General features: G+C 69.3%; 23 protein-coding genes and 1 pseudogene. 10 read left to right on the plus strand and 14 right to left on the minus strand.

Annotated elements, in window-relative coordinates:
- Positions 1–4 precede the first annotated feature (4 nt).
- Entirely contained in the window at positions 5–553 is a 549-nt protein-coding gene (locus E1295_RS09420) for a phosphatase PAP2 family protein (RefSeq protein ID WP_132629664.1), read from the plus strand.
- Here the strand turns inward: E1295_RS09420 and pip are convergent.
- Positions 519–1478 carry a prolyl aminopeptidase gene (gene pip / locus E1295_RS09425; RefSeq protein ID WP_132629666.1) on the minus strand — a complete coding sequence of 320 codons (960 nt, stop codon included), beginning with the start codon at positions 1476–1478 and terminating at the stop codon, positions 519–521. The genes E1295_RS09420 and pip overlap by 35 nt on opposite strands.
- 19 nt (positions 1479–1497) lie before the next feature.
- Entirely contained in the window at positions 1498–2067 is a 570-nt protein-coding gene (locus E1295_RS09430) for a hypothetical protein (RefSeq protein WP_246079941.1), read from the minus strand.
- Positions 2068–2279: 212 nt separating this feature from the next.
- Between E1295_RS09430 and glgX the strand changes: the two genes are divergently transcribed.
- The 3 genes from glgX to treZ are packed head-to-tail and all read left to right on the plus strand — an operon-like array spanning position 2280 to position 8239.
- Positions 2280–4373 (plus strand): glycogen debranching protein GlgX, encoded by a 2094-nt coding sequence (gene glgX / locus E1295_RS09435; protein ID WP_181957968.1) that lies wholly within the window; start codon positions 2280–2282, stop codon positions 4371–4373.
- A complete protein-coding gene (gene treY / locus E1295_RS09440; RefSeq protein WP_132629668.1) occupies positions 4366–6522 on the plus strand; it encodes a malto-oligosyltrehalose synthase in 2157 nt (718 codons plus the stop codon). Before glgX ends, treY begins: the two co-directional genes overlap by 8 nt.
- Entirely contained in the window at positions 6512–8239 is a 1728-nt protein-coding gene (gene treZ / locus E1295_RS09445) for a malto-oligosyltrehalose trehalohydrolase (RefSeq protein WP_132629670.1), read from the plus strand. The genes treY and treZ overlap by 11 nt, the downstream gene beginning before the upstream one ends.
- A 49-nt stretch (positions 8240–8288) precedes the next feature.
- On the opposite strand, the gene E1295_RS09450 is transcribed toward treZ, so the two are convergent.
- Both E1295_RS09450 and E1295_RS09455 read right to left on the minus strand, forming a co-directional pair.
- Positions 8289–8501, minus strand: a complete 213-nt coding sequence (locus tag E1295_RS09450) for a DUF397 domain-containing protein (protein ID WP_132629672.1) — start codon at positions 8499–8501, stop codon at positions 8289–8291.
- Positions 8491–9303, minus strand: a complete 813-nt coding sequence (locus E1295_RS09455) for a helix-turn-helix domain-containing protein (RefSeq protein WP_132629674.1) — start codon at positions 9301–9303, stop codon at positions 8491–8493. The genes E1295_RS09450 and E1295_RS09455 overlap by 11 nt, the downstream gene beginning before the upstream one ends.
- A 163-nt stretch (positions 9304–9466) precedes the next feature.
- On the opposite strand from E1295_RS09455, the gene E1295_RS09460 reads away from it, so the two are divergent.
- Positions 9467–9877: an ATP-binding protein gene (locus tag E1295_RS09460; RefSeq protein WP_132629676.1), complete on the plus strand. Its 411-nt coding sequence runs from the start codon at positions 9467–9469 to the stop codon at positions 9875–9877.
- Between the two features lie 160 nt (positions 9878–10037).
- Complete coding sequence (locus E1295_RS09465) at positions 10038–10985, plus strand: hypothetical protein (protein ID WP_132629678.1); 948 nt, start codon at positions 10038–10040, stop codon at positions 10983–10985.
- Positions 10986–11097: 112 nt separating this feature from the next.
- Here the strand turns inward: E1295_RS09465 and E1295_RS09470 are convergent, their stop codons facing one another.
- Both E1295_RS09470 and E1295_RS09475 read right to left on the minus strand, forming a co-directional pair.
- Positions 11098–12693, minus strand: coding sequence for an FAD-dependent monooxygenase (locus E1295_RS09470; RefSeq protein WP_132629680.1), 1596 nt, complete (start codon positions 12691–12693; stop codon positions 11098–11100).
- 222 nt (positions 12694–12915) lie between these two features.
- Positions 12916–13623, minus strand: a complete 708-nt coding sequence (locus tag E1295_RS09475; RefSeq protein WP_246079942.1) for a TetR/AcrR family transcriptional regulator — start codon at positions 13621–13623, stop codon at positions 12916–12918.
- Positions 13624–13644: 21 nt separating this feature from the next.
- Between E1295_RS09475 and E1295_RS50785 the strand changes: the two genes are divergently transcribed.
- On the plus strand, positions 13645–14787 hold the full coding sequence (locus E1295_RS50785) for an acyltransferase family protein (RefSeq protein WP_246079943.1): 1143 nt from the start codon (positions 13645–13647) through the stop codon (positions 14785–14787).
- A 144-nt stretch (positions 14788–14931) separates the two neighbouring features.
- On the opposite strand, the pseudogene E1295_RS51780 reads toward E1295_RS50785, so the two are convergent.
- Positions 14932–15114, minus strand: a pseudogene (locus E1295_RS51780) (hypothetical protein); the annotation flags it as partial.
- On the minus strand, positions 15107–15691 hold the full coding sequence (locus tag E1295_RS09490; RefSeq protein WP_132629684.1) for a TetR/AcrR family transcriptional regulator: 585 nt from the start codon (positions 15689–15691) through the stop codon (positions 15107–15109). The gene E1295_RS09490 and the pseudogene E1295_RS51780, both read right to left, overlap by 8 nt.
- 78 nt (positions 15692–15769) lie before the next feature.
- On the opposite strand from E1295_RS09490, the gene E1295_RS09495 reads away from it, so the two are divergent.
- Together E1295_RS09495 and E1295_RS09500 are read left to right on the plus strand one after the other, a co-directional pair.
- Positions 15770–16210, plus strand: a complete 441-nt coding sequence (locus E1295_RS09495) for a nuclear transport factor 2 family protein (protein WP_132629686.1) — start codon at positions 15770–15772, stop codon at positions 16208–16210.
- Positions 16207–16422 carry a heavy-metal-associated domain-containing protein gene (locus E1295_RS09500; protein WP_132629688.1) on the plus strand — a complete coding sequence of 72 codons (216 nt, stop codon included), beginning with the start codon at positions 16207–16209 and terminating at the stop codon, positions 16420–16422. The genes E1295_RS09495 and E1295_RS09500 overlap by 4 nt, the downstream gene beginning before the upstream one ends.
- A gap of 51 nt (positions 16423–16473) precedes the next feature.
- Here E1295_RS09500 and E1295_RS09505 read toward each other — a convergent pair whose 3' ends face one another.
- Positions 16474–17262 carry a helix-turn-helix domain-containing protein gene (locus E1295_RS09505; RefSeq protein WP_132629690.1) on the minus strand — a complete coding sequence of 263 codons (789 nt, stop codon included), beginning with the start codon at positions 17260–17262 and terminating at the stop codon, positions 16474–16476.
- 229 nt (positions 17263–17491) lie between these two features.
- Here E1295_RS09505 and E1295_RS09510 point away from each other — a divergent pair, with 229 nt between their 5' ends.
- Positions 17492–19090 (plus strand): alpha/beta hydrolase, encoded by a 1599-nt coding sequence (locus E1295_RS09510; protein ID WP_132629692.1) that lies wholly within the window; start codon positions 17492–17494, stop codon positions 19088–19090.
- 70 nt (positions 19091–19160) lie between these two features.
- Here E1295_RS09510 and E1295_RS09515 read toward each other — a convergent pair whose 3' ends face one another.
- From E1295_RS09515 to E1295_RS09535, 5 genes are all read right to left on the minus strand, one after another.
- A complete protein-coding gene (locus E1295_RS09515; RefSeq protein WP_132334102.1) occupies positions 19161–19451 on the minus strand; it encodes an MTH1187 family thiamine-binding protein in 291 nt (96 codons plus the stop codon).
- 148 nt (positions 19452–19599) lie between these two features.
- Positions 19600–19920, minus strand: coding sequence for a hypothetical protein (locus E1295_RS09520; protein ID WP_132629694.1), 321 nt, complete (start codon positions 19918–19920; stop codon positions 19600–19602).
- Positions 19921–19930: 10 nt separating this feature from the next.
- A complete protein-coding gene (locus E1295_RS09525) occupies positions 19931–20608 on the minus strand; it encodes a uracil-DNA glycosylase (protein ID WP_132629696.1) in 678 nt (225 codons plus the stop codon).
- A 98-nt stretch (positions 20609–20706) separates the two neighbouring features.
- Positions 20707–21606, minus strand: a complete 900-nt coding sequence (locus tag E1295_RS09530; protein WP_132629788.1) for a carbohydrate ABC transporter permease — start codon at positions 21604–21606, stop codon at positions 20707–20709.
- A gap of 26 nt (positions 21607–21632) precedes the next feature.
- Positions 21633–23009, minus strand: coding sequence for an ABC transporter permease subunit (locus tag E1295_RS09535; protein ID WP_132629698.1), 1377 nt, complete (start codon positions 23007–23009; stop codon positions 21633–21635).
- Positions 23010–23012: the final 3 nt, after the last annotated feature.

The following is a 23012-nucleotide window of genomic DNA, read 5'->3' on the forward strand; positions in this document are numbered from 1 at the left end:
ACCTGTGTACGAGGAGATCGTCGACTTCGCCCTGGCCACGCCCGCGTGGCTGCACGTCTTCGCCGAGGTCGGCACGGACGCCGGGTTATTCGTGTTCGTGGCGCTGTTCGGGGTGGCGGCCTGGCGCGCGTGGCGAGGGCCCGCCCGTGAGCTGGCGCTGGTGATCGCCGGCCCGGCCGGGGTGGTGCTGGCGTACGTCGTCAGCGAAGTGCTCAAGCTGGTCGTCAGGGAGGACCGGCCGTGCCGGGGCGGCATCGCGACGATCGCCGCCTGCCCGCCCCTGGACGACTGGTCGTTCCCCAGCAACCACTCCGTGATCGCGGCGGGCGCGGCGGCCACGCTCGTGCTGGTCTGGCGCTCGCTGGCCTGGGTGGTGTTCCCGCTGGCGGCCGTCATGGCGTTCTCGCGCGTGTTCGTCGGCGTGCACTATCCGCACGACGTCGCCGCGGGTTTCCTGCTCGGGCTGGCGCTCGCGCCGTTGTTCGCCCTGCTGACGGTGGGCGCCGTCACCCCCGCCGTCAAGCTCGTGCGAAGTCGTCTGTCGCCGCGATGAGCCGGTCCAGGATGCCCGGCTCGGAGTAGGCGTGCCCGGCGTCGGGCACCACGTGGAACTCGGCCTCGGGCCAGGCCCTGTGCAGGTCCCAGGCGGTGGTCATGGGCGTGCAGGCGTCGTAGCGGCCCTGCACGATCACCGCCGGGATGTGCCGGATCTTGCCGACGTCCCTGATGAGCTGCTCGGGCTCGAACCAGCCGCCGTGGTGGAAGTAGTGGTTCTCGATCCTGGCGAAGGCGACGGCCATCTCCTCCTCGCCGAACTCCGTCACCAGCTCGGGATCCGGCAGCAACGTGATCGTGGCGCCCTCCCACTGCGCCCACGCCCTGGCCGCCTCCAGCCGCGCCCGGGGGTCGTCGCCCTCCAGCCGCACCCGGTACGCCGTGATCAGGTCACCGCGCTCCTCGACGGGGATCGGCGCGACGTACCGCTCCCACAGGTCGGGGAAGAGATGGCAGGCCCCCTCCTGGTAGAACCAGCGCAACTCCTGGGGCCGCAGGGTGAAGATCCCGCGCAGCACCAGCTCGGTCGTCCGGTCAGGGTGCGTCTGGGCGTACGCCAGCGCCAGCGCGCTGCCCCACGAGCCGCCGAAAACCTGCCAGGCGTCGATGCCCAGGTGCTCGCGCAGCCGCTCCATGTCGGCCACCAGGTGCCACGTGGTGTTGACGCCGAGGTCGGTGGCCGGATCGGAGGCGTGCGGCCGGCTGCGGCCGCAGTTGCGCTGGTCGAACAGGACGATCCGGTAGAGCTCGGGGTTCCACTGCCGCCGGTGCTTGGCGCTGCACCCGCCGCCGGGACCGCCGTGCACCATGACGGCGGGCTTGCCGTCGGGGTTGCCGCAGACCTCCCAATGAATCTGGTTGCCGTCGCCCACGTCGAGCAGGCCGGAGTCGTACGGTTCGAGGGGCGGGTACAGAGTTCTCATGCCGTCCGATCCTGCCACCTCACGCCCATGTGTGGCGGGTCAGGAACGACCGGTCGCCGGTGGCGTACTCGTGGAAGGCCTGCCGCACCTGCTCCAGGTCGGGCACCGTCGTGCTGACGAGCGTGCCCTCTTTGTACTCCAGCTCGTAGCCGGGTGAGACCTGGAGGAAGTGCCGGCCGAAGTTGACCAGGGCGGCGAACGGGTTCTGCGGGGAGAGCGTGGCCAGCACGTCGTGCACCAGCGCCAGGTCGGGGTCGTGCACGACCATGCCGTCACCCGTGTGCAGCTGCATGCCCTCATAGACGCCCAGCGGCGCCACGTTGTGCACGAGGTCGCGCTGCGGGTCGTAGCAGACCAGCCCGTGCGCCCGCGCGATCGTGAACACCTGCCCGGACAGCTCGTCCATCGTGTCGAGGTCCATCGCCACCAGCACGTGCCCCGGATAGGGCGTGATCCGCCCGGGCAGTTCCTTGGCGACGGCGGGCACCTCGCCGCCGGGCTCGCCGCGCTTGACCGCCAGGTAGGTGGCGCGCGCCTGGTCCCTGCTGATCGGCACCGGCTCGTCCCAGACCATCAACTCAACGCTCATCCGACCATCTTGTCGAACCACCGCCGCGTACGCGCGACGCGGGGCCCTTCGTACCGGCCGACCGTGGCCCGGTACACCCTTTTGACCTGGGTGAATGTTCAGCGGAGTAATGAAGGGCCGATGGGGGGAAGGTACAAGGTCATCACTGGGGTCCGGGCTTGTCCGGTTGAGCGGGGGAACGGAACATGGGGAGAGACCGCAAGGGAGCCTCGATGATCGAGATCTGGCCGGGAGACCCCTATCCGCTCGGGGCGACCTATGACGGCGCGGGCACCAACTTCTCGCTCTACACCGAGGTCGCGGACAAGGTCGAACTGTGCCTGTTCAACGAGGACAACACCGAGTCGAGGGTGCCGCTCACCGAGGTGGACGGGTTCATCTGGCACGGCTACCTGCCGGGGATCGGCCCGGGACAACGGTACGGCTACCGCGTCCACGGGCCGTACGACCCGGCGAACGGGCTGCGGTGCAACCCGGCCAAGCTGCTGCTCGACCCGTACGCGATGGCCATCGAGGGCGGGGTGCGCTGGCACGAGGCGGTGTACGGCTACCGGTTCGGCCAGCCCGACAGCAGGAACGACCTCGACTCCGCCCCGTACGTGCCGCGCTCGATCGTGATCAACCCGTTCTTCGGCTGGGGGCACGACCGGCCGCCCGCGACGCCGTACCACGACACCGTGATCTACGAGGCGCACGTGCGGGGGCTGACGATCTGCCACCCCAAGATCCCGAGGCACGTGCGCGGCACGTACGCGGCGCTGCACCACCCCGAGATCCTCGACCATCTGACCAAGCTGGGCGTGACGGCGCTGGAGTTGATGCCGGTGCACCAGTTCGTCACCGACCACGTCCTGGAGCAGCGCGGCCTGTCCAACTACTGGGGCTACAACTCGATCGGGTTCTTCGCGCCGCACAACCGCTACTCCAGCCAGGGGCAGCGCGGCGAGCAGGTGCTGGAGTTCAAGGCGATGGTGAAGGGCCTGCACGAGGCGGGCATCGAGGTCATCCTCGACGTCGTCTACAACCACACCGCCGAGGGCAACCACCTCGGGCCGACGCTGGGGTTCAAGGGCATCGACAACCCCGACTACTACCGGCTGGTCGAGAACGACAAGCGCTACTACGTCGACACCACCGGTACGGGCAACAGCCTGCTCATGCGCTCACCGCACGTACTGCAGATGATCATGGACTCGCTGCGCTACTGGGTCATCGAGATGCACGTCGACGGGTTCCGCTTCGACCTGGCCTCGACGCTGGCGCGGGAGCTGCACGAGGTCGACCGGCTGAGCTCGTTCTTCGACCTGGTGCAGCAGGACCCGGTGTTGTCGCAGGTCAAGCTGATCGCCGAGCCGTGGGACGTGGGTCCGGGCGGCTACCAGGTGGGCAACTTCCCGTCGCGGTGGACGGAGTGGAACGGCTGCTACCGCGACACGATCCGCGACCTGTGGCGCGGGCAGCCGGCCACGCTGCCGGAGTTCGGGTCGAGGTTCACCGGGTCGAGCGACCTCTACCAGGACGACAGCCGCCGCCCCGCCGCCTCGATCAACTTCGTCACCTGCCACGACGGCTTCACCCTGCAGGACCTCGTCTCGTACAACGGCAAGCACAACGAGGCCAACAAGGAGGGCAACCGCGACGGCACCGACGACAACCGTTCGTGGAACTGCGGCGCGGAGGGCCCGGCCGACGACGATGTCGAGACGCTGCGCGAGCAGCAGAAACGCAACTTCCTCACCACGCTCTTCCTCTCCCAGGGCGTGCCGATGCTCTCGCACGGCGACGAGCTGGGCCGCACGCAGCAGGGCAACAACAACGGCTACTGCCAGGACAACGCGCTGACCTGGGTCGACTGGTCGGACATCAGGGAGAACTGGCTGCTGCTGGAGTTCACGCAGAGCCTGGCCGAGCTGCGCAAACGACATCCCGTCTTCCGGCGCAGAAGATTCTTCTACGGCAAGCCGGTGCGCGGCCTGAGCGACATCGCCTGGCTCACCCCGTCGGGGGAGGAGATGACCGACAGCGACTGGAACGTGGGATACGCGAAGTCGCTGGCCGTCTTCCTCAACGGCGACGCCATCACCGAGCCCGACCGTCGGGGCCGCCCGATCAGGGACGACTCGTTCCTGCTGCTGTTCAACGCGCACCACGACACGATCCAGTTCACGATCCCCAAGGACTACGGCGAGATGTGGCACACGGAGATCGACACGGCCATGCCCATCAACGTGGGCTCGCGGATGTGCCGGGCCGGCGAGGCGGTCGCGGTGCCGGGCCGCAGCGTACGGGTGTTGCGCCGTGTCTAGACCCACGTCGACCTACCGGCTGCAGCTGACGCCCGACTTCGGGTTCGCCCAGGTGGCGGAGATCGCCGGCTACCTGCGCGACCTCGGCGTCAGCCACGTCTACCTGTCGCCGATCCTGCAGTCCACCCCGGAGTCGCGCCACGGCTACGACGTCACCGACCACTCCCGGATCAGGGACGAGTTCGGCGGGGCGACCGGCTTCAGGGAGATGGCCCAGCAACTGGCCGCGCACGACCTGGGCGTGGTCGTGGACATCGTGCCCAACCACATGAACACGGTGAACGCGCAGTTCTGGTCGGTGCTGAAGGACGGGCCGGCCTCGCCGTACGCGCGCTGGTTCGACCTCGACTGGGCCGACGGCACGGTGGCGCTGCCGGTGCTGGGAGACGACGTCGAGCCCGTCGTCGACGGCGACGTGCTGCGCTACCACGAGCACGCCTATCCCCACCCGGGCCACTACCGGCTGGTCGGCTGGCGCGAGGGCCCCGGCTACCGGCGCTTCTTCGACGTCTCGTCATTAATCGGACTGCGCGTCGAGGACCCGGCGGTGTTCTTCGCCACGCACGAGGTGATCTTCTGGCTGCTCGACGAGGGACTGGTGGACGGCTTGCGGGTCGATCACCCCGACGGGCTGGCCGACCCGCGCGACTACCTCGAACGCCTGCGCAGGCGCGCGGCCGGCGCGTGGACGGTCGTCGAGAAGATCCTCATCGGGCCCGAGCGGCTGCCGGACGACTGGGCCTGCGACGGCACCACCGGCTACGACGTGCTCAACCGCGTCAACGGCCTGTTCGTCGACCCGGCGGGCAAGGAGCCGCTCGTCCGGCTCTTCAGCGAGCGGACCGGGCAGCCGCCGGACTACCGGCCCGTGATGGCGCAGGCCAAGCGGGAGGTGCTCGACCTGTTCCTCGGCGCCGAGGTGGACCGGCTGGCCAGGGCCACCGGCTGCGAGCCCGCCGCCGTGCGGGAACTGCTCGCCGCGATGCCGGTCTACCGTGCGTACGTCGTGCCGGGGGAGGAGCCGCCGCCCGAGTCGGCCGAGACCGTCGAACTGGCCGCCGAGGCGTGCTCTCCCGCCGTGCGCCCGCTCGTCCGCGAGGTCCTGTACGGCTCCGCCGAGGCGATCGTCCGCTTCCAGCAGACCTGCGGCCCGGTCATGGCCAAGGGCGTCGAGGACACGGCGCTCTACCGGTGGTTCCCGCTGGCCTGCCTCAACGAGGTGGGCGGTGAGCCGGACGTGTTCGGCGTACCGGTGGAGGACTTTCACGACTTCTGCGGCGAACTGCGGCCGTACACGATGACCACCTTGTCCACGCACGACACGAAACGGTCGGAGGACGTGCGCGCCCGGTTGTCGGTGTTGTCGGAACTGCCGGACGAGTGGGCCGCCGCCGTGGCGGAGTGGTCGTCGGCGCTGAGCTTCGACCCGTGCCTCGACTACCTGGCCTGGCAGAACCTCATGGCGGCGTGGCCGATCTCGGCCGAGCGGTTCACGGACTACCTGCTGAAGGCCGCGCGCGAGGCGAAAACCGCTATTTCCTGGATAAATCCGGATCCGTCCTATGAGCGCAAGTTGCGGGACTTCGCCGAGGCGGCCGTGCGGCTGCCCGTGGGCGAGTTCACCGCGCGCATCGAGCCGTACGCGATGTCCAACTCCCTCGGGGCCAAGCTCGTCCAGCTCATGATGCCCGGCGTGCCCGACGTCTACCAGGGCAACGAGATCACCGACTTCTCGCTGGTCGACCCGGACAACCGGCGGCCGGTGTCCTACCCGCCCAAGCCCGTGACCGCATGGGACACGGCCAAACACCTGGTGACCACCCAGGCGCTGCGGTTGCGGCGGCGGCTCGGCGGCGCGGGGGCGTACCTGCCGCTGCGGGCGGACGGGCGGGCGGCGGAGCACGTGATCGCCTTCGCCCGGGGCGGCGAGGGCCCGGGCGAGGACTCCGGCGAGCGCCCGCGCGCGGTCGCCGTCGCCACCCGGCTCCCCGTGCGCCTGGCCGCGACGGGCTGGGGCGCCACGACGCTCACGCTCCCCGCGGGGGCCTGGCGCGACCTGCTCACCGGTGCCCGGCACACCGGGCGCATCCCGCTCGCGCACCTGCTCGGTCAGTATCCGGTCGCACTCCTGGAGAGACATGATCTTTGAGGTCTGGGCGCCCAAGGCCACGGCAGTCGAGGTGGAGGTCATGGAGGGGCGCCGGGCGATGTTCCCCGGTGAGAAGGGCTGGTGGTCGGCCGACGTGCCCGGGGCGGGGCACGGGACGACATACGGCTTCGTGGTCGACGGCGGCGGACCCTACCCCGACCCCCGCTCCCGCCGTCAGCCCGAGGGCGTCTTCGGGCCGAGCGCCGTCTACGACCACGGCCGCTTCACCTGGTCCGACCACGACTGGAAGGGCCGCGACCTGCGCGGCGCGGTCATCTACGAACTGCACGTCGGCACGTTCACGCCGGAGGGCACGTTCGCGGCGGCCGCGGAGAAACTGCAGCACCTGGTCGAGCTCGGCGTCGACTTCGTGGAGCTCATGCCCGTCGCTCCCGTGCCGGGCGGGCGCAACTGGGGCTACGACGGGGTCGACCTGTACGCGGTGAACGAGACGTACGGAGGGCCCGACGGGCTCAAGACGTTCGTGGACGCCTGCCACCGGGCGGGCCTCGGCGTCATCCTCGACGTCGTGTACAACCACGTCGGGCCGTCGGGCAACTTCCTGCGGCCCTTCGGCCCGTACTTCGCCGGTTTCGAGGGAAGTTACTGGGGCGAAGCGGTCAACCTGGACGGGCCCGGCTCCGACGAAGTCCGGCGCTACTTCACCGGCAACGCGCTGCAGTGGCTGCGCGACTTCCACATCGACGGGCTGCGGCTCGACGCCGTGCACGCGCTGCACGACAAGCGCGCCAAGCACCTGCTGGCCGAGCTGTCGGAGGAGGTGGACGCGCTGGCCTGCTCCGTCGGCAGGCCCCTGTCGCTGATCGCCGAGTCCGACCTCAACGACCCCCGCATGGTGCGCCCGCCGGAGGCCGGCGGGCTCGGCATGACGGCGCAGTGGGACGACGACGTCCACCACGCGCTGCACTGCGCGGTGAGCGGCGAGTCCCACGGCTACTACCAGGACTTCGCGCACCTGCCCGCGCTGGCCAAAGTGCTGACCTCGGGCGTGCTGCACGACGGGACCTACTCGACCTTCCGCGGGCGCGTACACGGGCGCTCGTACGCCGGCGTTCCCGGACACCGGCTGGTCGCCTGCCTGCAGAACCACGACCAGATCGGCAACCGGCCCCAAGGGGACCGGCTGCCGGTCCCCGCGCTCAAACTCGGCGCCGGCCTGCTGCTGACCTCGCCGTTCACGCCGATGTTGTTCATGGGCGAGGAGTGGGGGGCGCGCTCGCCGTTCCTGTTCTTCTCCGACCACGTCGAGCCCCACCTGCGCGAGACCGAGGCGGAACGGCGGGAGCGGGAGTTCGTCGGGTTCTGGCCCGCGTGGGATGCGCCCGACCCTTCCGCGGAGGAGACGTTCCTCGCCTCGAAACTCGACTGGAGCGAGATGAAGGAGGAGGCGCACTGGTCGCTGCTGTGCTGGTACCGAGACCTGATCGCGCTGCGCAAGGCCCTGCCCGAACTGTCGGACCCGCGCCTCGACCGGGTGCGCGTTGAGACGGACCCGGACGGCGCCTGGCTGATCATGTGGCGGGGCTCGCTGGCCGTACTGGTGAACTGCACGCCCGACTCGGTGACGCTACCTCTGACGCCGGGAACGATCGTGCTGGCCTCGGACGAACCGGTGACGGCCGACGGGGAGGGCGTGCGGCTACCGGGCCAGTCCCTGCTGATCTGCCGCCCACCCGCCCACGTACGGACGCGATAAAAAAAAAGGGGACCCGTCGATGCGCGGGTCCCCTTTCGCGCGGTGTTGTTCAGAAGTCGAACTCTCCGTTGATCACGCCATTCTTGAAGGCGGCCCACTCTGCTGCGGTGAACGTGAGGGCGGGGCCACCACGGTTCTTGCTGTCTCTTACAGCGACGCGACCACCGCTGAGGGGAGCAACCTCCACGCAGTTGCCTCCGGTTCCCCCGCTGGCCAGAGCCTTCCGCCACACGGCAGTCGCCAGCTCCTCCTCATGGACCATGCTCCATCACTTCCCGGATGATCTTCTTGGTCTCGTACGTAGGCTGTGCCAGGCCGGACAGGAGCTCCCATCGTTCGGACAGGCATTGGATCATGTCTGGATGATTGGCGACCTCTCCACTCTCCGCATTCTCGAGAAACCCCACGGTCTCCGTGTCGACCTGTGCGATCACGAAGGGAGCGATCAGACCCGCCGTCGCTCCGGAGGACAATGGGACAACCCGCACGGTAATACACGGACGGGTCATCGTGTCCAGCAGGTATTGAAGCTGCGCCCGCATCACCTCACGGCCGCCGACCTGCCGGCGCAAGGCGCTTTCGTCCACTATGAAGGAGGCGGCGGGAGGGTTCGTCCTTGACAGGATCGCCTGACGTCGAAGCCGGATCTGGACGCGCTTCTCCGCCTCCTGGGGGACCGCGCTCGGCTCGCCGTTGAATATGGCCCGCGCGTAGTCCTCGGTCTGGAGGAGACCCGGAATCAATGCCAGCTCGTAGGTTCTGATGACCTGAGCACTCGCCTCGATGGCCGGCCACTTCCGGAACCATCTGGGCGCGAGTGACCTGATGGCCGGGAGGAGTTCTAGCAGTTCGCCTTCGAGGCCAAGAGCCTTTTCCAGGGCTCGGGTGAAGCCTTCCGTCGGCGGCCTGGTGCCTCGTTCCACGGCCCCCACGAGGCTTTCGCTGGCGGGGAGAAGCATCGCGAGTGCGGCGTGTGTAAGACCTTTGGCCGTTCGGTGACGGTGCATGCGTTGTCGATATTCCTCCACGGCGGCTTTTGCTGGATTGGTGTGATTTTCCTCCATGTCGTGCCTCCTCTGGGCATCGCCCACATCCCCACGCACATATTGAACACATGTTGTGCATGCGCTGGAGGGGAGTTTCCGTGGAATCCACTACAGCAGCAGGTCATGCTGGGGACCCAAGCCGTACAGATTTGATTCGGCATGTAGGTTTCGAGGTGACTCCATGCAGGTGGCAACCCAGACTCCGAGGTTCGGGCGGCATACGTACGTCATCGGGCGGGCGGATTCCCGCCGTATCCCGGCGAAGGCGAGAGACCTCGTCACGGGCTGGGTGGGAACACATCACCCGCGCGCTGATGACCTGCGGCTGGTCGTTGACGAATTGGTTACCAATGCCATCGAGTACGGCATGAGCGACGAACATCGATGGGTGCGGATAAGCCTCTATGCGGAACACGACGGATTCATTCTTTCCGTCGCCGATCCGGGTCGCGCCGGAACGACCCCGGCCCTACGCGAGCCGGATGACGACGGAGGGCGTGGGCTTCTGATCGTCGACAGGCTCACCTGCGGCAACTGGGGTCACTACGTCAGCGGCATGAGCGAACGCGTGGTGTGGGCTCTGCTTCGTTGACGTCGTGCCACCACCGGGTTCCGCGCGGACGTCCGCTGCCCTGTGGAGAACCCGTCGCCGTCCACAGAACGCCGCTCTACCCGCCCACGGGTTTCCGGGCTCGTCGATTCTGAGCGCCTCACCGCTTCGACACTCGTCTCGATCCGTACGGAGGCCGCTCATGAAGCTCACTTTCCCGTTGCCCCGCACCCTGACGTCCCGGTTCGTCGTGGCCATGGAGCACTTGACGTTCGACGCCGATACCTTCGTGCCCTGGCGGGTCGGCGACCCGCACAGAAAGGCCGCGATCAGCGCTGTGCGGCGCGGGGCCCTGACCGTGACCCATCACCCGAGCCCATGGAGACCGACCGGCGCCACCCTCGGCGACGAGGAGAGACGGCTCCTGAGGCGGACGAAAAACCATGTCGTCGTGTCCGCCACCGCGCCGCCGCACAGGCTTCCGGCCGGCGTGCAGGCGGCCAGGGCCGCGGCCAGAGCACTGGCCCGCGAGTGCGACGGGCTGCTGATCGATCCCATGACCGGCGCCGCCATCCTCACCTGCGGGCGATGCCCCGGCGAGCCCGCGACCTTCCACCTCAACGACGACTGGCTGGCCTGGGACGTCCAGGTCCACGAGGCCGTCCCCTGCCCGCCCTGGGATCCGGCGGGGAAGGGCGACTGCTCCTGCCTTCGGGTGACCTCGCGAGGGCTGCGCCGGTTCGGCCTTCCTGAGATCACCCTCGACGGTGCCGCCTGCGCCCACAACCTGTGCGCGACCAACCTCCTGCGTACGGTGGCCCACTGCCTGGTCACCGACCATCTGGCCTACGTCACGACCCATCCGGGAGCCACCCGGCGCACGATCGACGACTTCCTGCACATCCAGCCCGACAGCGGCCTCCCGTTCCGCGTCCGGCTGACCCCGTACGAAGCCGGCGCGGTGGGACCCAATGGCGTCCGGCGGCTGAAGGTCGGGCCCGCGCCGGGCACGGGGCGGATCACCTGCCTCAAGGTCGGGCCGCCCTCGGGCTTCACCGGCTCCACCAACGACTGGCTCTGCGCCACCCAGGGCACCTCCCACGCCTCAGTGACCGACGCCCACCCTCCAGGTTCGGCCCTGGCCGCGTGACCGGCGATCCACCTTCGGGTCCCGGCATCGTCGCCTGACGGCCTGACCACCCTTCCCACCAGTGACCCCAGGCCGCCACTCTCACGTCGGCCCTGACGGCTCCCGGAGCCGGTCAGCGGCTGAGGATCTGCCGCATGACCCGCTCCAGGGTGGCCGCCGGGTCCTCGACGGGATCAGGCGAGCGCCATGCCACATACCCGTCAGGCCGGACCAGTACGGCGCCGCCCCTGTTGACGCCGTAAGCCTGGCCGAACCGTCCTTCCACGTCCATGAGCTCGACGTCCACGAGGAGGCGCATGAGCTGCACACCGAGCCGTTCCTTGACCTGGCGGCCCGCGTCCACCCAAGCCCGACCGCCTTCCCCGGAGGCCAGGAGCGCGAAGCCGGAGCCGAACAGGTCGATGGTGGAGATGCGCCGCCCCTCCCAGTCGAGCACCACGTGCGGGGCCCGGCTGCCGGGGCGGCCGTGCGGTACGCGGGGATCCTCCAGGACCGAGCCGTCGTCGTCGGGTTCGTCGAGGATCGCGGTGGAGTGGTAACGGTGTCCGATGAGCCCGGCCGCGGAGTCCTGCAAGGGCTCCGGATAGCCGTGGCGGGCTTCGGGAGGCATGCGTACGCCCAGGTTGGCGAGCTGGGCGTCGGCCGTCATGGCGCCGATGGGGCGGCGTTCGGCGTCGTACGTGTCGAGAAAGGCCGGACCCGCCTGGCCCGTGACGACCAGCCACAGCCGCCAGGCGAGGTCGCAGCCGTCCTGGAGCGCCGTGCTGCCGCCCTGCCCGCCGGTGGGCGGCATGGTGTGGGCGGAGTCGCCGGCGAAGAAGACCCGGCCGGCCCGATAGGTGTCGGCGAGCACGTGCGCCAGGGCGAACGTCGTCTTGTCCAGGATGCGCACGTTCAGGTCCGGCCGGCCGGTCGCGACGCGCACCAGCTCGGCGCAGCGTTCGTCGGTGTAGCCGGCCGCGCTCTCGCCCTCGGCGTGGTTGACGCCGAGCACGTGGGCGCCCACTCCGGTGCCGGTCACGATGGCGCCGGTGAAGACGTCGTTCTGCAGATACCAGAGCGTGACCGTACGGTCCTCGACGAGCCCGGTCAGGTCGGCGTCGAACATGATCGAGCACATGGCGCCGAGCACGCCCTTGCCCGAGGTGGGGACGCCGAGCATCCGGCGCAGGGGGCTGCGGTAGCCGTCGGCGGCCACCACGTAGTCCGCCCGCACGACGCGCTCGCCGTCCTTGCCGCGGATCACCGCGGTCACGCCGTCGTCGTCCTGGTCGAGCGAGACCAGCTCGGTGGAGAAGCGCAGGTCGGCGCCGAGCGCCTCGGCCCTGCGCCGCAGCACCCGCTCGATCGCGGCCTGGGGAGCGGCCACGTTCGCCGCGGGGGTGATGCCGGTCAGGAAGGCGAGCTCCTCCTGCCCGTCCTCCATGACGAAGTGGGGGTCCGGATCGACGAGGCTCCTGGCGATGGCGATGCGCAGGTTGTCGCCGATGCCCGCCCAGATGTCGCTCAGCTCCTGCTCGATGCCCGGCACGGGGCGGAGCAGCTCGATCGCGCGTGGCCCGACGCCGAACGCCTTGGGCTGGATGGAGGTGCCCGGGTGCCGTTCGACCAGGGTCACCGGCACTCCGCGCCAGGCCAGGAGCGTCGCCGCGCTCAGCCCCGCGTATCCGCCGCCGACCACGAGGATCGGCACCCGCTCTCGCTCCATTGCCCGCCACCTCCGTACACGTACTATCGCGTTGACGGGCAACACGATATGTCGCGTCCGTGGCTAGGTCAAGATATATCTCGATAGCGCTCATTCTGCGATCGACGCCATCCGGTCATCAGCGCTGTCCCGCCTGCTGTGCCCCGCGGCCGTCCCGGCCGCGGGGGCTGCCCCGGTTGCGGAGCGCCCCGGCCGGTTCGCCGGGGATGGTCACGTTCGCGATCAGGGGCATGGAGGGTCGTCGCTCGGGGGAAGCGGCAGCAGGCAGGTCAGTACGGTGGTCAACGTTCGTTCGACAGTCTCGGCGTCGACCGCCTCGGGATCGGCGATGTGCTCGTTGACCAGGCCGTTGGTCAGACAGTGCAGGATGAGCGCGGCCTGGTCCAGATCGATGGTGGGGCGGACGCCGGTCCGCTCAGCGACTTCGGCGATCGAGCGGGCGGCTCCTTCGCGCTGGGCCCGGCGCATCGGGGTGAGAACCTCCCTGGTCTGCTCGTCGCGGGCCGCGCGGGCTGCGAATTCCAGGCCGAGGTGCCCGTGGCCGCTGTCTTGCACGATGTGCCGGGTGACCAGAGACGCCACTCGGCCGATCACTGCGGGCAGGTCGTCGAGATCGCGGATTTCCTCCCGTACGGCGGCCAGTTCGGTCGCGGCGCCGTCGCCGAGGATGGCGCCGAACAGTTCCTGCTTGCCGCCGAAGTTCGAGTAGACGGCCCCCTTGGTGAAGCCGGCGCCTGCCGCGATGTCCTCGATGCGGGCGTCGGCGTAGCCGCGTTCGGCGAACACCCGCGCCGCCTCGGCCAGCAGCCGGCGGCGCACCTCCTCGCGCGGTAGGCGCCGACTCGGACTCCTCTGCTGATCGCCGTTCACGACACCCAGCATACCGAAAGTACTCAATACTTTCGGTATCGTATGGCGCAACTTGATCACCTTTCGATAGCGGAGGACCCTTTGACGACAGCGACAACGACGACGACGTCCAGGCGAGGCGGTGGGCGCCAGAACCACATCGACTGGCTGCGCAACCTGGGCATTCTGTTCCTGTTCCCGTACCACACGGCGCGGGTGTTCAACGGCGATGCCTCGTTCTACGTCAAGGGCGAGGTGAACAACTTCTCCACCGTGCTGGTGCAACTGTCCTACTGGTTCATGCCGCTGCTGTTCCTGCTGGCCGGCTCGGCCAGCTTCTACGCGCTCAAACGCAGGTCGGCGGGTCGCTACGTCAGCGAGCGGGTGTCCAGGCTGCTGGTACCGCTGCTGTTCGGCGTGCTGGTGGTCGTGCCGCCGCAGGCGTACTACGCCCTGCGGTTCCATCGCGGCTACGAGGGCTCCTACGCCGACTTTCTGTGGAGGTACTTCACCGACTTCTCTGACTGGTCGGAATACGCGGGCGGGATCTCGCCGGCGCACCTGTGGTTCATCCTGTTCCTCTTCCTCATCTCGGCCGCGCTCGTCCAGCCGATGCTGGCTCTGGCCAGGCGGGGATACACCCCGAGGTGGTTGCGGCGGCCCCTGCCCGCCTTGCTGCCCGTCGCGCTGCTGACCGCGCTGTCGTACCTGCCTGAGGTGGGCGGGAAGAACATCTTCGTCTTCGCGGCCTACTTCATGCTGGGCTTCCTTATTGCCACCGACGACTCGATCATGGACATGGTCGAGCGGTGGCGGCCGCTGTTCCTGGCGCTGGCGGCATGCGGGGCCGCGGGGGTTCTTCTGCTCGGCGGCCAGGAGAGCTTGCCGGCCACGGCCGTGCGCGACCTTGCCTGCTGGACGGCGTTGCTGGCCATGCTCGGGTACGGCAGGCGGTACCTCAATGGCGGGTCGAAGGCGGTGGCGTACTGCAATGAGGCGGCCTTTCCCCTGTACGTCCTGCACCAGACTTTCCTGGTCGCCGTGGGCTTCTACGTCCTACGGCACGCCGACGCCGGGCCCCTGCCGTACGTGGTGATCATGACCGTGTCGTTCGCGCTGAGCCTGATCACCTACGAGATCGTGCGGCGCTGGGGCCTCACCAGATTCGTCCTCGGCCTCGGCCGCCGGAAGCCGTCGACCGTCGCCGGGCCCGGCGCAGCAGGCGGCGTGGCCCGCCCGAGCTAGACCGCGTTCCGCAGACCGTCCGGCGGGCGCGGGCTGACGTACGGACAGGCGGTCGAGGGGGTGATAGCCGCGATGTACAGCAAGGCGCTCCGGCCCGCCGCGATCGCCGGCAAGGGCGACACCCTGCTGAAGCTGCGCGACACCTACCACGCGGAGCGGCTCGATCGCCCGTGGCCCGACGCCGAACTCCTTGGGCCGGATAGAGGTGCCCGGGTGCCGTTCGACCAGGGTCACCGGCACTCCGCGCCAGGCCAGGAGCGTCTGGGCGGCCGTCCCGGTCGCGGGGCTGCCCCGGCTGCGGGACGCCCCGGCCGGGCGGTCATTCAGCGCCGAGCAGGCGGAGCAGGCTGATGCGGAGCGCCTCGTCGGCCTCCTCGTCGGGCAGGCGCCCGGCGGTGCGTTCCTCGCTCGCGGCGTGGCTCAGCGTGATGGTGGCGGTGACCAGCCAGCCGACCGGAAGGTGATGGCCGAATTCCCCCGTCCGCAGACCTCGCTCGATGACGCGCCTGAGCCGGTCGGCGACCGCCGTGTGGCGGGCCTGGTCCTCTTCTGCGGGAACGGGCAGCGTGCTGAGCACCTGCATCAGTACGGGATAGCGCCCGGCCGTCCTGGCGCCGGCGTCGATCAGCCGTAGCAGCGCGTCCGCGGCGGGCCCTGTGTCGAGGCCGGCGGCGTCCATCTCGGCCACGGTCTCCTCGGTGAGCCGGTCGAGCACCGCCGCCAGCAACCGCTGGCGCGAGGGGAAGTGGGCGTAGACGGTCTGGCGGGTCACGCCCGCGGCGGTGGCGATGGCGTCGACGCTGGCGTCGGGCCGGGCGTTGAGCAGCCGGATCGCCGCGTCCAGGATGACCGCCCTGCTGCGCCGGGCGTCGGCGCGGCGAGCGCGGGCCGGGGATGAACTCAATTCTTACACCTTGCCAAAGTTGACCACGTATGCATATCTTACATGCTGTCAAAGTTAATACGATCGACGGGAGCCCACGTGCGTCCACTCAGTGACAGCGACCCCAAGGAGTTCATCGCCGGGTTCTTCACCTCCTTCTCCGAAGAACTCCTGCGCGACGACGAGGATCCGGCGGCGATCGTGGACCGCTATCACACCAAGGACATCATCGAGATAGCCGACGGTCACCGGATGGACCGGGACAAACTCATTGCGCACACCCGCCCGGTGCGCAAGAACCGGCCCATCAGCCGTATGGAGGTGCACGAAGCAGTGGCGGACGGCGACCGGATCGCCGCGCGCTATACGTTGCACGTGCAGCAGCGTAAGAAGGAGTTCGCCATGGAGGTGTACTTCTTCGGGCAGTTCACCGGCGACGGGCGGATGCGCAGGGCGCACATGCTCACCCGCACCGTCCCCGCAGGAGAGAAGGGCGACCAGGCGACTGCGGCGCTCGGCGAACAGGCGGCGCCGGCGTGATCAACAGCACCTACACCGTGCTCGGCATGGCGTGCGGGCACTGCGCGGACGCCGTCACCGAGGAGCTAGAACGCGTCCCCGGCGTCACCGCCGTGGAGGTGCACGTCGAGGCGGACCGGATCTCGGTGACCAGCGACCGGGAGCTGGACCTCGCGCAGGTGCGCGCCGCCGTCGAGGAGGCGGGCTACGAGCTCACCGTCCACAACACGTGAGGTGGCGATGCGCGGTTTTCCTGATGAGCGAGGTTCCAGGCGTGCCGGCCGTCACTCCTCGCGCAACCGTACGTCCGGGGCCGAATCGTGGACGGCGCCATGCCCGGGTGGGTCGTCGTGCGGATCCGTGGCCTGGTCGAGGAGGTGGTGCAGACGCCGCAGGACGCGTAGCTGCGCGGGGTTGTAGAACTCCGCCGCCGCATGTGCCATCGCGTTCCCAGCCAGTTCCGCTCCCCGTGGTGAATCCGCCACCGGGTCGTTCGACCATGGGTGCTCTTCCCGCATCCTGAGGACCGCCGGCAGGATGCGCTCGGCAAGCCGGTCGATCGTGGCATCGTCGGTGTCCGGGGGAAGGGCTTCGAACTCCTCGCCGGTGTTGTCCCGCACCGTGATGATCCGGCGCAACTCCTCCAGGCCCTCCTCACTGAACACCGTCGAATAGACCATGAACAGGGACTTGTTCGTGTCGGAGAGGTCTTGAGCCAGAGCCGCGAACCCGGGCGGCACATGGATCGGCGCGCGATGGCGCAGGATGAGGGTCAGCTCCGCGCGTACGCGACTGAGCCGTTCGATCGTCGCCTCCAGTTCGGCGTCCAGCGCCCGGATCGCCTCGTCCGGCTCCTCGCCGGCCGGCCCCATCGCCGCGACCTGCGACAGCGGCACTCCGAGGTCACGCAACCGCTTGATCTGCAGCAGGCGGATCAGGTGCGCGACCTGGTACTGCTTGTACCCGTTGGCCGCGCGCTCAGGCACCTCCAGCAACCCGAGCCGGTGGTAGTGCCGGATGGCCTTCACCGTCGAGCCCGCGAGCTCGGCCAGTTGCCGGGTGCTCCACGCCATCGTCCACCTCCCTCGTCGTCCAGTTCACACCATGCCCCAAGGGCATGCTCAAGCGGCGCCCGTACGTATCGCGTACGAGACCGCCGGTCGTGTGACGCCTCCTTGACCGTGTCCCAAGGGCACGCTGTTGGGTCGGTGTCGAACAGCACGTTCACGCTTCACGTGAGCCTGCTCGGGCCCTCAGGCCGCATCTCCTGAGGACATCGCCTGCAACCATGGGAGAACGTCCATGTCCTATCGCAAGCCACCGGCCGTCGTCGTGGGCGTCGCGGCTCTGGCACTGCTGATCGGCGCCTGCGCCAGCCAGCCAGAAGGCCGAACGGCCGGCCAGGCAGCCGGCCAATCCAGCCCGTCCGGCATAGGCCAGGCCGGTCAGCGGTCCACCCCCATCGGTCCCGGCCTGGACCGTTTCCACGGGCAGAAGCCGGCGTTCAAGCCGTGCGACGCGCCGAAGCCGACGCCGGACGCGCCGCCCGTCAAGGCCGGGTGCGCGCGGCTCAAGGTGCCGCTCGACTACCGGAACCCGAAAGGCAGGCAGGCGGAGCTGGCACTGCTGCGCGTCCCCGCGCGCGGTAAGGACCCGATCGGGTCGCTGGTGGTGAACCCCGGCGGTCCCGGCTTCCCCGGCACGGAGTACGCGGCCCTCACCGCTGCCGCGTGGGCGAACTCCCCGATCACCGAGCACTTCCACATCGTCGGGTTCGACCCGCGCGGCGTCGGCGCCTCGAAGCCGGCGCTCGACTGCTTCACCGACGCCGAGCGCGAGCGCGACGCGAAGCTCTCCTCGGTTCCCGCCGGCGTGGACGACTGGACCAGGCAGGAGACCCGACGGCTTGCCGAGCGGTGCGCCGAGCGCTCCGGCGGCAGGCAGGTGCTCGCGCACGTCGGCACCCGTGACGTCGCCCGGGACATGGACGTGCTGCGCCAGGCCCTGGGCGACGAGAAGCTCTCCTTCGCGGGCTCCAGCTACGGCACCCGGCTCGGCGCCGTCTACGCGGAGATGTTCCCGAAGAAGGTACGCGCGCTGGTGCTCGACGGGGCGTTCGATCCGCTGAAGGACACCTACGAGCGGCGCGTCGAGCAGGCCACCGGAATGCAGCGCTCGTTCGAGCGCATGGCGGCGTCGTGCGCCACCAGCCAGGACTGCCCGCTCGGCACCGAACCCGGCCGCGCCACCAAGGTCTTCCAGGACCTCGTCCGGCCGCTGATCGACAAGCCTGCGCGTACGTCCGGCGGGCGCGGGCTGACGTACGGACAGGCGGTCGAGGGGGTGATAGCCGCGATGTACAGCAAGGCGCTCTGGCCCGCAGCGATCGCCGGCATCGCCGAGTTGAAGGCCGGCAAGGGCGACACCCTGCTGAAGCTGCGCGACAGCTATCACGGGCGGAGCGCCGACGGCGCCTATCCCGACTCGCTCGAGGCCACGCTGGCGATCAACTGCCTGGACGAGGATCGCCACACGCCGAAGGAGGAGACCGCGTTGAACCGGGCGTGGAACAAGGCGGCGCCGTTCTCCGACCCCGGCCGGCCGATCAAGGTGGCGCGCGATGGTTGTGAGTACTGGCCCGTCAAGCCGACGCTCGGCTATCCGTACGCCACCGGCATCAAGGGCCTGCCCGACACGCTGACGATCTCCGTCACGGGCGACGCCGCGACGCCGCACGAGGGCGGCATCGCCCTGGCCAGGACGCTCGGCGGCAGTCTGCTCACCGTCGAGGGCGAGCAGCACGGCGCCCTCATGGCCGGCAACGCCTGCGTCAACAGGACCGTGGCCGCCTATCTGATCGCCCTGAAGTCCCCGTCCGAAGGGGCCCGGTGCAAGCTCTGAGCCATCGGTTCCGGTGCGCACACGATCATGATGGCGTAGGGTCCGTGTGCGTCCGGCCGCCCCGCTGATATCAGGAGAGGTGGCGTTCCAGGGCCTCCAGCTTGGAGGTCATGCCGTCCGTGACGCCTTCGCGGAGGTCGGCCTTCAGCACCAGGCTGACGCGGGGGGCGACCTCCGCCACCGCGTCCACCGCGCGCTTGACGACGTCCATCACCTCGTCCCACTCGCCCTCGATCGTGGTGAACATCGCGTCGGTGCGGTTGGGCAGCCCGCTGGAGCGGACCACCTGGACGGCGCGGGCGACGGGCTCGGCCACCCCTTCACCGACGCCCAGCGGGGTGATGGAGAATGCGACGATCACTGTGTGCCTCCTGCGATGGACGACCGATTCGCGCAGGAGCCGCTCCCGCTGCTCCGCGTCATGCCGGGCCCTCGATCGTATCGGCAGCTGCGCGAAGAGCCACGACGCCGTCGAACGCCGTGGCCGCCGCTCACCATGCCGAGAAACGTCACCCGTGGTCGTGCTCTTCTTCCTCTTCCTCGCTGGGCCCTTCGGACGGCTCCACGCCGAGCACGGCCTCGCGGGGCTCGATCTCGGTGATGTGGTCGACGAGCTGCAGCACGTGGTCGGGCTCGATCAGCCACTGCAGCGCGGAGGCACCGGAGTCGTCGGAGGAGACGAGCTCGGCCTGCTCGGTGCGCTCCTCCTCGGAGAGGTCGGCGTCGGGGTGCCGGATCTCGGCCAGCGCCGCCGCCTGCAATGCGTCCACGTCGAGCACCTCGACGGTCAGCTCGACCGTAAGACGCAGGAACTTCGGTTCATCAGTCATGGCGACGATGTTATGGGAGCTTCCACTCCACAGGGGCCGCACCTTGCTGAACCAGCGACTCGTTGGCGCGGCTGAACGGCCGCGAACCGAAGAAACCGCTGCGGGCCGACAGCGGCGAGGGGTGGGCGGACTCGACGCGCGGCACGTCGCCGAGCATGGGCGCGAGGTTACGCGCGTCGCGGCCCCACAGGATGGCGACCATCGGCTTGTCGCGCGCGACGAGGGCGCGGATGGCCTGCTCGGTGACCTGCTCCCAGCCCTTGCCCCGGTGGGAGGCGGGCTTGCCGGGCATCACGGTCAGCACCCTGTTGAGCAGCAGCACGCCCTGCTCGGCCCACGGCGTGAGATCGCCGTTGGCCGGCCGGGGCAGGCCGAGGTCGCTCTCCATCTCCTTGTAGATGTTGACCAGGCTGCCCGGCAGCGGCCGAACGTCGGGCGCGACCGAGAACGACAACCCGACGGGGTGGCCGGGCGTGGGGTAGGGGTCCTGGCCGACGATCAGCACCTTGACGTCGTCGAAGGGCTGGTTGAAGGCCCGCAGCACGTGCGCGCCGGACGGTAGGTACTGTCTGCCCTCGGCGATTTCGCTACGCAGGAACTCGCCCATCTGGGAGATCTGCGCGGCGACGGGCTCAAGTGCCCGCGCCCATCCGGCCTCGACGACTTCATGAAGGGGACGACCAGCCATGGCCGTGAAGCTTAGCCATGTCTGGTACGGCTTGCGTGCGAAACGCGGTCGCCCGCCGTACCGGAATGATCACATCGGTACGGCGGGCGCCCGCGAGGTCACTTGACCGAGCCGGCCATCATGCCCTGGACGAAGTACCGCTGGAACGCGAAGAACAGCACCAGCGGGATGATCAGCGACAGGAACGCGCCGGACGACAGGATGTCGACGTTCGACCCGAACTGCCGCATCTGCGACTGCAGGTATTTCGTCATGGGCTGGTTGCCGGTGTCGGCGAAGACCAGCGCGATGAGCATGTCGTTCCACACCCAGAGGAACTGGAAGATGCCCAGCGAGGCGATGGCGGGCTTGCCCAGCGGGAAGACCACCGACGCGAAGATCTTCCACTCCGACGCGCCGTCCATCCGCGCCGCCTCCAGCAGGGAGCTGGGGATGCCGACGAAGAAGTTGCGGAGCAGGAAGATCGCGAACGGCAGCCCGAACGCCACGTGGAACAGCACCACGCCGGCGATCGAGCCGAACATGTCGGCGGCGCCGTAGAGGGACGCGACGGGGATCAGCGCGATCTGGATCGGCACGATGAGCAGCCCGACGACGACGAGGAACGCGGTGTCGCGGCCGGGGAAGTCCATCCACGCGAACGCGTACGCCGCCATCGCCGCGATGCCGATCACCAGGACGGTGGTCGGCACCGTGATCAGCACGGTGTTCCAGAAGGACGCCGTGAAGCCGCTGCCCAGCAGGTTGGCGTAGTTGGAGATGGTCAGCTCGGCCGGCTTGGTGAAGACGGTCCACCAGCCTTCGGCGCTGTTGACCTGCGACGTACGCATGGAGACGACGAGCAGGCCCAGCGTCGGCACCAGCCAGAAGATGCCGAGCAGCACCATCACGACCTGGACCGCCCCGCCGCCGAGGCGGTCGACGAGCCTGCCTGCGAGGCTCCTGCGCGGCGCTCCCGCCTGCGTCTCGGTCGGCGCCGTGACCATTGCCGTGGTCATCTGCCCCTCCCTGTCGTTGGGCTCGCTCACGTGTCCTCCCTCCTGAACCGGCGGATGTTCATGATCATGAAGGGAAGGACCAGGATGAGCAGGAAGATGGCCAGCGCGCTGCCCAGGCCCTGGTTGTTGCCGCCGCCGAACGACACGCGCCACATCTCCAGCGCGACCACGTTCGCCTGTGGCTGGACCGAGGCCGGCGCGATGATGAAGACCAGGTCGAACACCTTCAGCGTATTGATGATCATCGTCACGAAGACGACGAGCAGCACCGGGGAGAGCAGCGGCACCGTGATCTTGCGGAACACCTGCCACTCGCTCGCGCCGTCGATGCGGGCCGCCTCCAGCGCGTCACGCGGGATCGCCGCGAGCCCGGCGGCGATCAGCACCATGGCGAAACCGGCCCACACCCAGACGAACGCGCCGATGATCGCCGGCGTGATGAGTGTGGGGCCGAGCCAGCTCAACCCGCCGTAGGCGGCCTCGAAGTTGGAGGCGGGCAGCCGTACGACGTAGGAGCCGGCGGCCAGTCCCTCGAAGGCGAAGGAGCCGTCCTCGGCCGTCGTCGCGGTCGCGGCGACCTGGCCGTCGCGCACCGCCTCGACGGTCATGCCGGGCAGGCCCTTCTCGGCGCCGTCGACCGCGTTGTTCGTGCCCCCGCCACCGGGGGTGAAGTCGAACCACACGGTGCCCGAGAGCCCGTCGCCGCCCGTGGGCGCCTGCGCGGGCTGGGCGTCGGCCGGTACCAGCTCCGGCTTGACGCCGACGATCGGCATCAGCACGGGCTGACCCCTCTGGGCGGGCTGCTTGGTGACGACCGCGCCGTCCTGCTCGGCGACGGGGGACTCCTCGCCCCCGCGCGGGCGGGCCTCCGGATAGCCCTGAGAGGAGGAGAACGTGTCGTGCACCGTGGTGAGCACGGCGTTGGCCAGGCCCTTGTCGGGGCTCTCCTCGTAGACCAGCCGGAAGATCACGCCGGCCGCCATCAGGGAGACGGCCATCGGCATGAACACGATGAGCTTGAACGCCGTCGCCCACCTGATCCGCTCGGTCAGCACCGCGAAGATCAGGCCGATCGTGGTCACCACGATGGGCGCGACCACCACCCAGATCAGGTTGTTGCGGATGGTGGTGAGGGTGCCGGCGTCGGTGAAGATCGTGGTGTAGTTGCCCAGTCCCACGAACCCGGTGCCCGTCGCGTCGAACAGGCTACGGAAGAGGGAGTAGACGATCGGATAGATCACCCAGATGCCCAGCAGCAGCGCCGCCGGGAGGAGGAAGGCGATGGCGACCGCCGGGGATGGGCCGAGGCGTCGCTTGCGTTGGGGGGTTTCAGCCGGTCCGGTGGAGGGCCCGCCCGCGGGGTCCGCGGGCGGGTCCTGCGGGCCGTCCAACCGTTCGGTCACGGC

Origin of the sequence: Nonomuraea mesophila (genome assembly GCF_004352805.1) — a bacterium.
Classification (GTDB): domain Bacteria; phylum Actinomycetota; class Actinomycetes; order Streptosporangiales; family Streptosporangiaceae; genus Nonomuraea; species Nonomuraea longispora.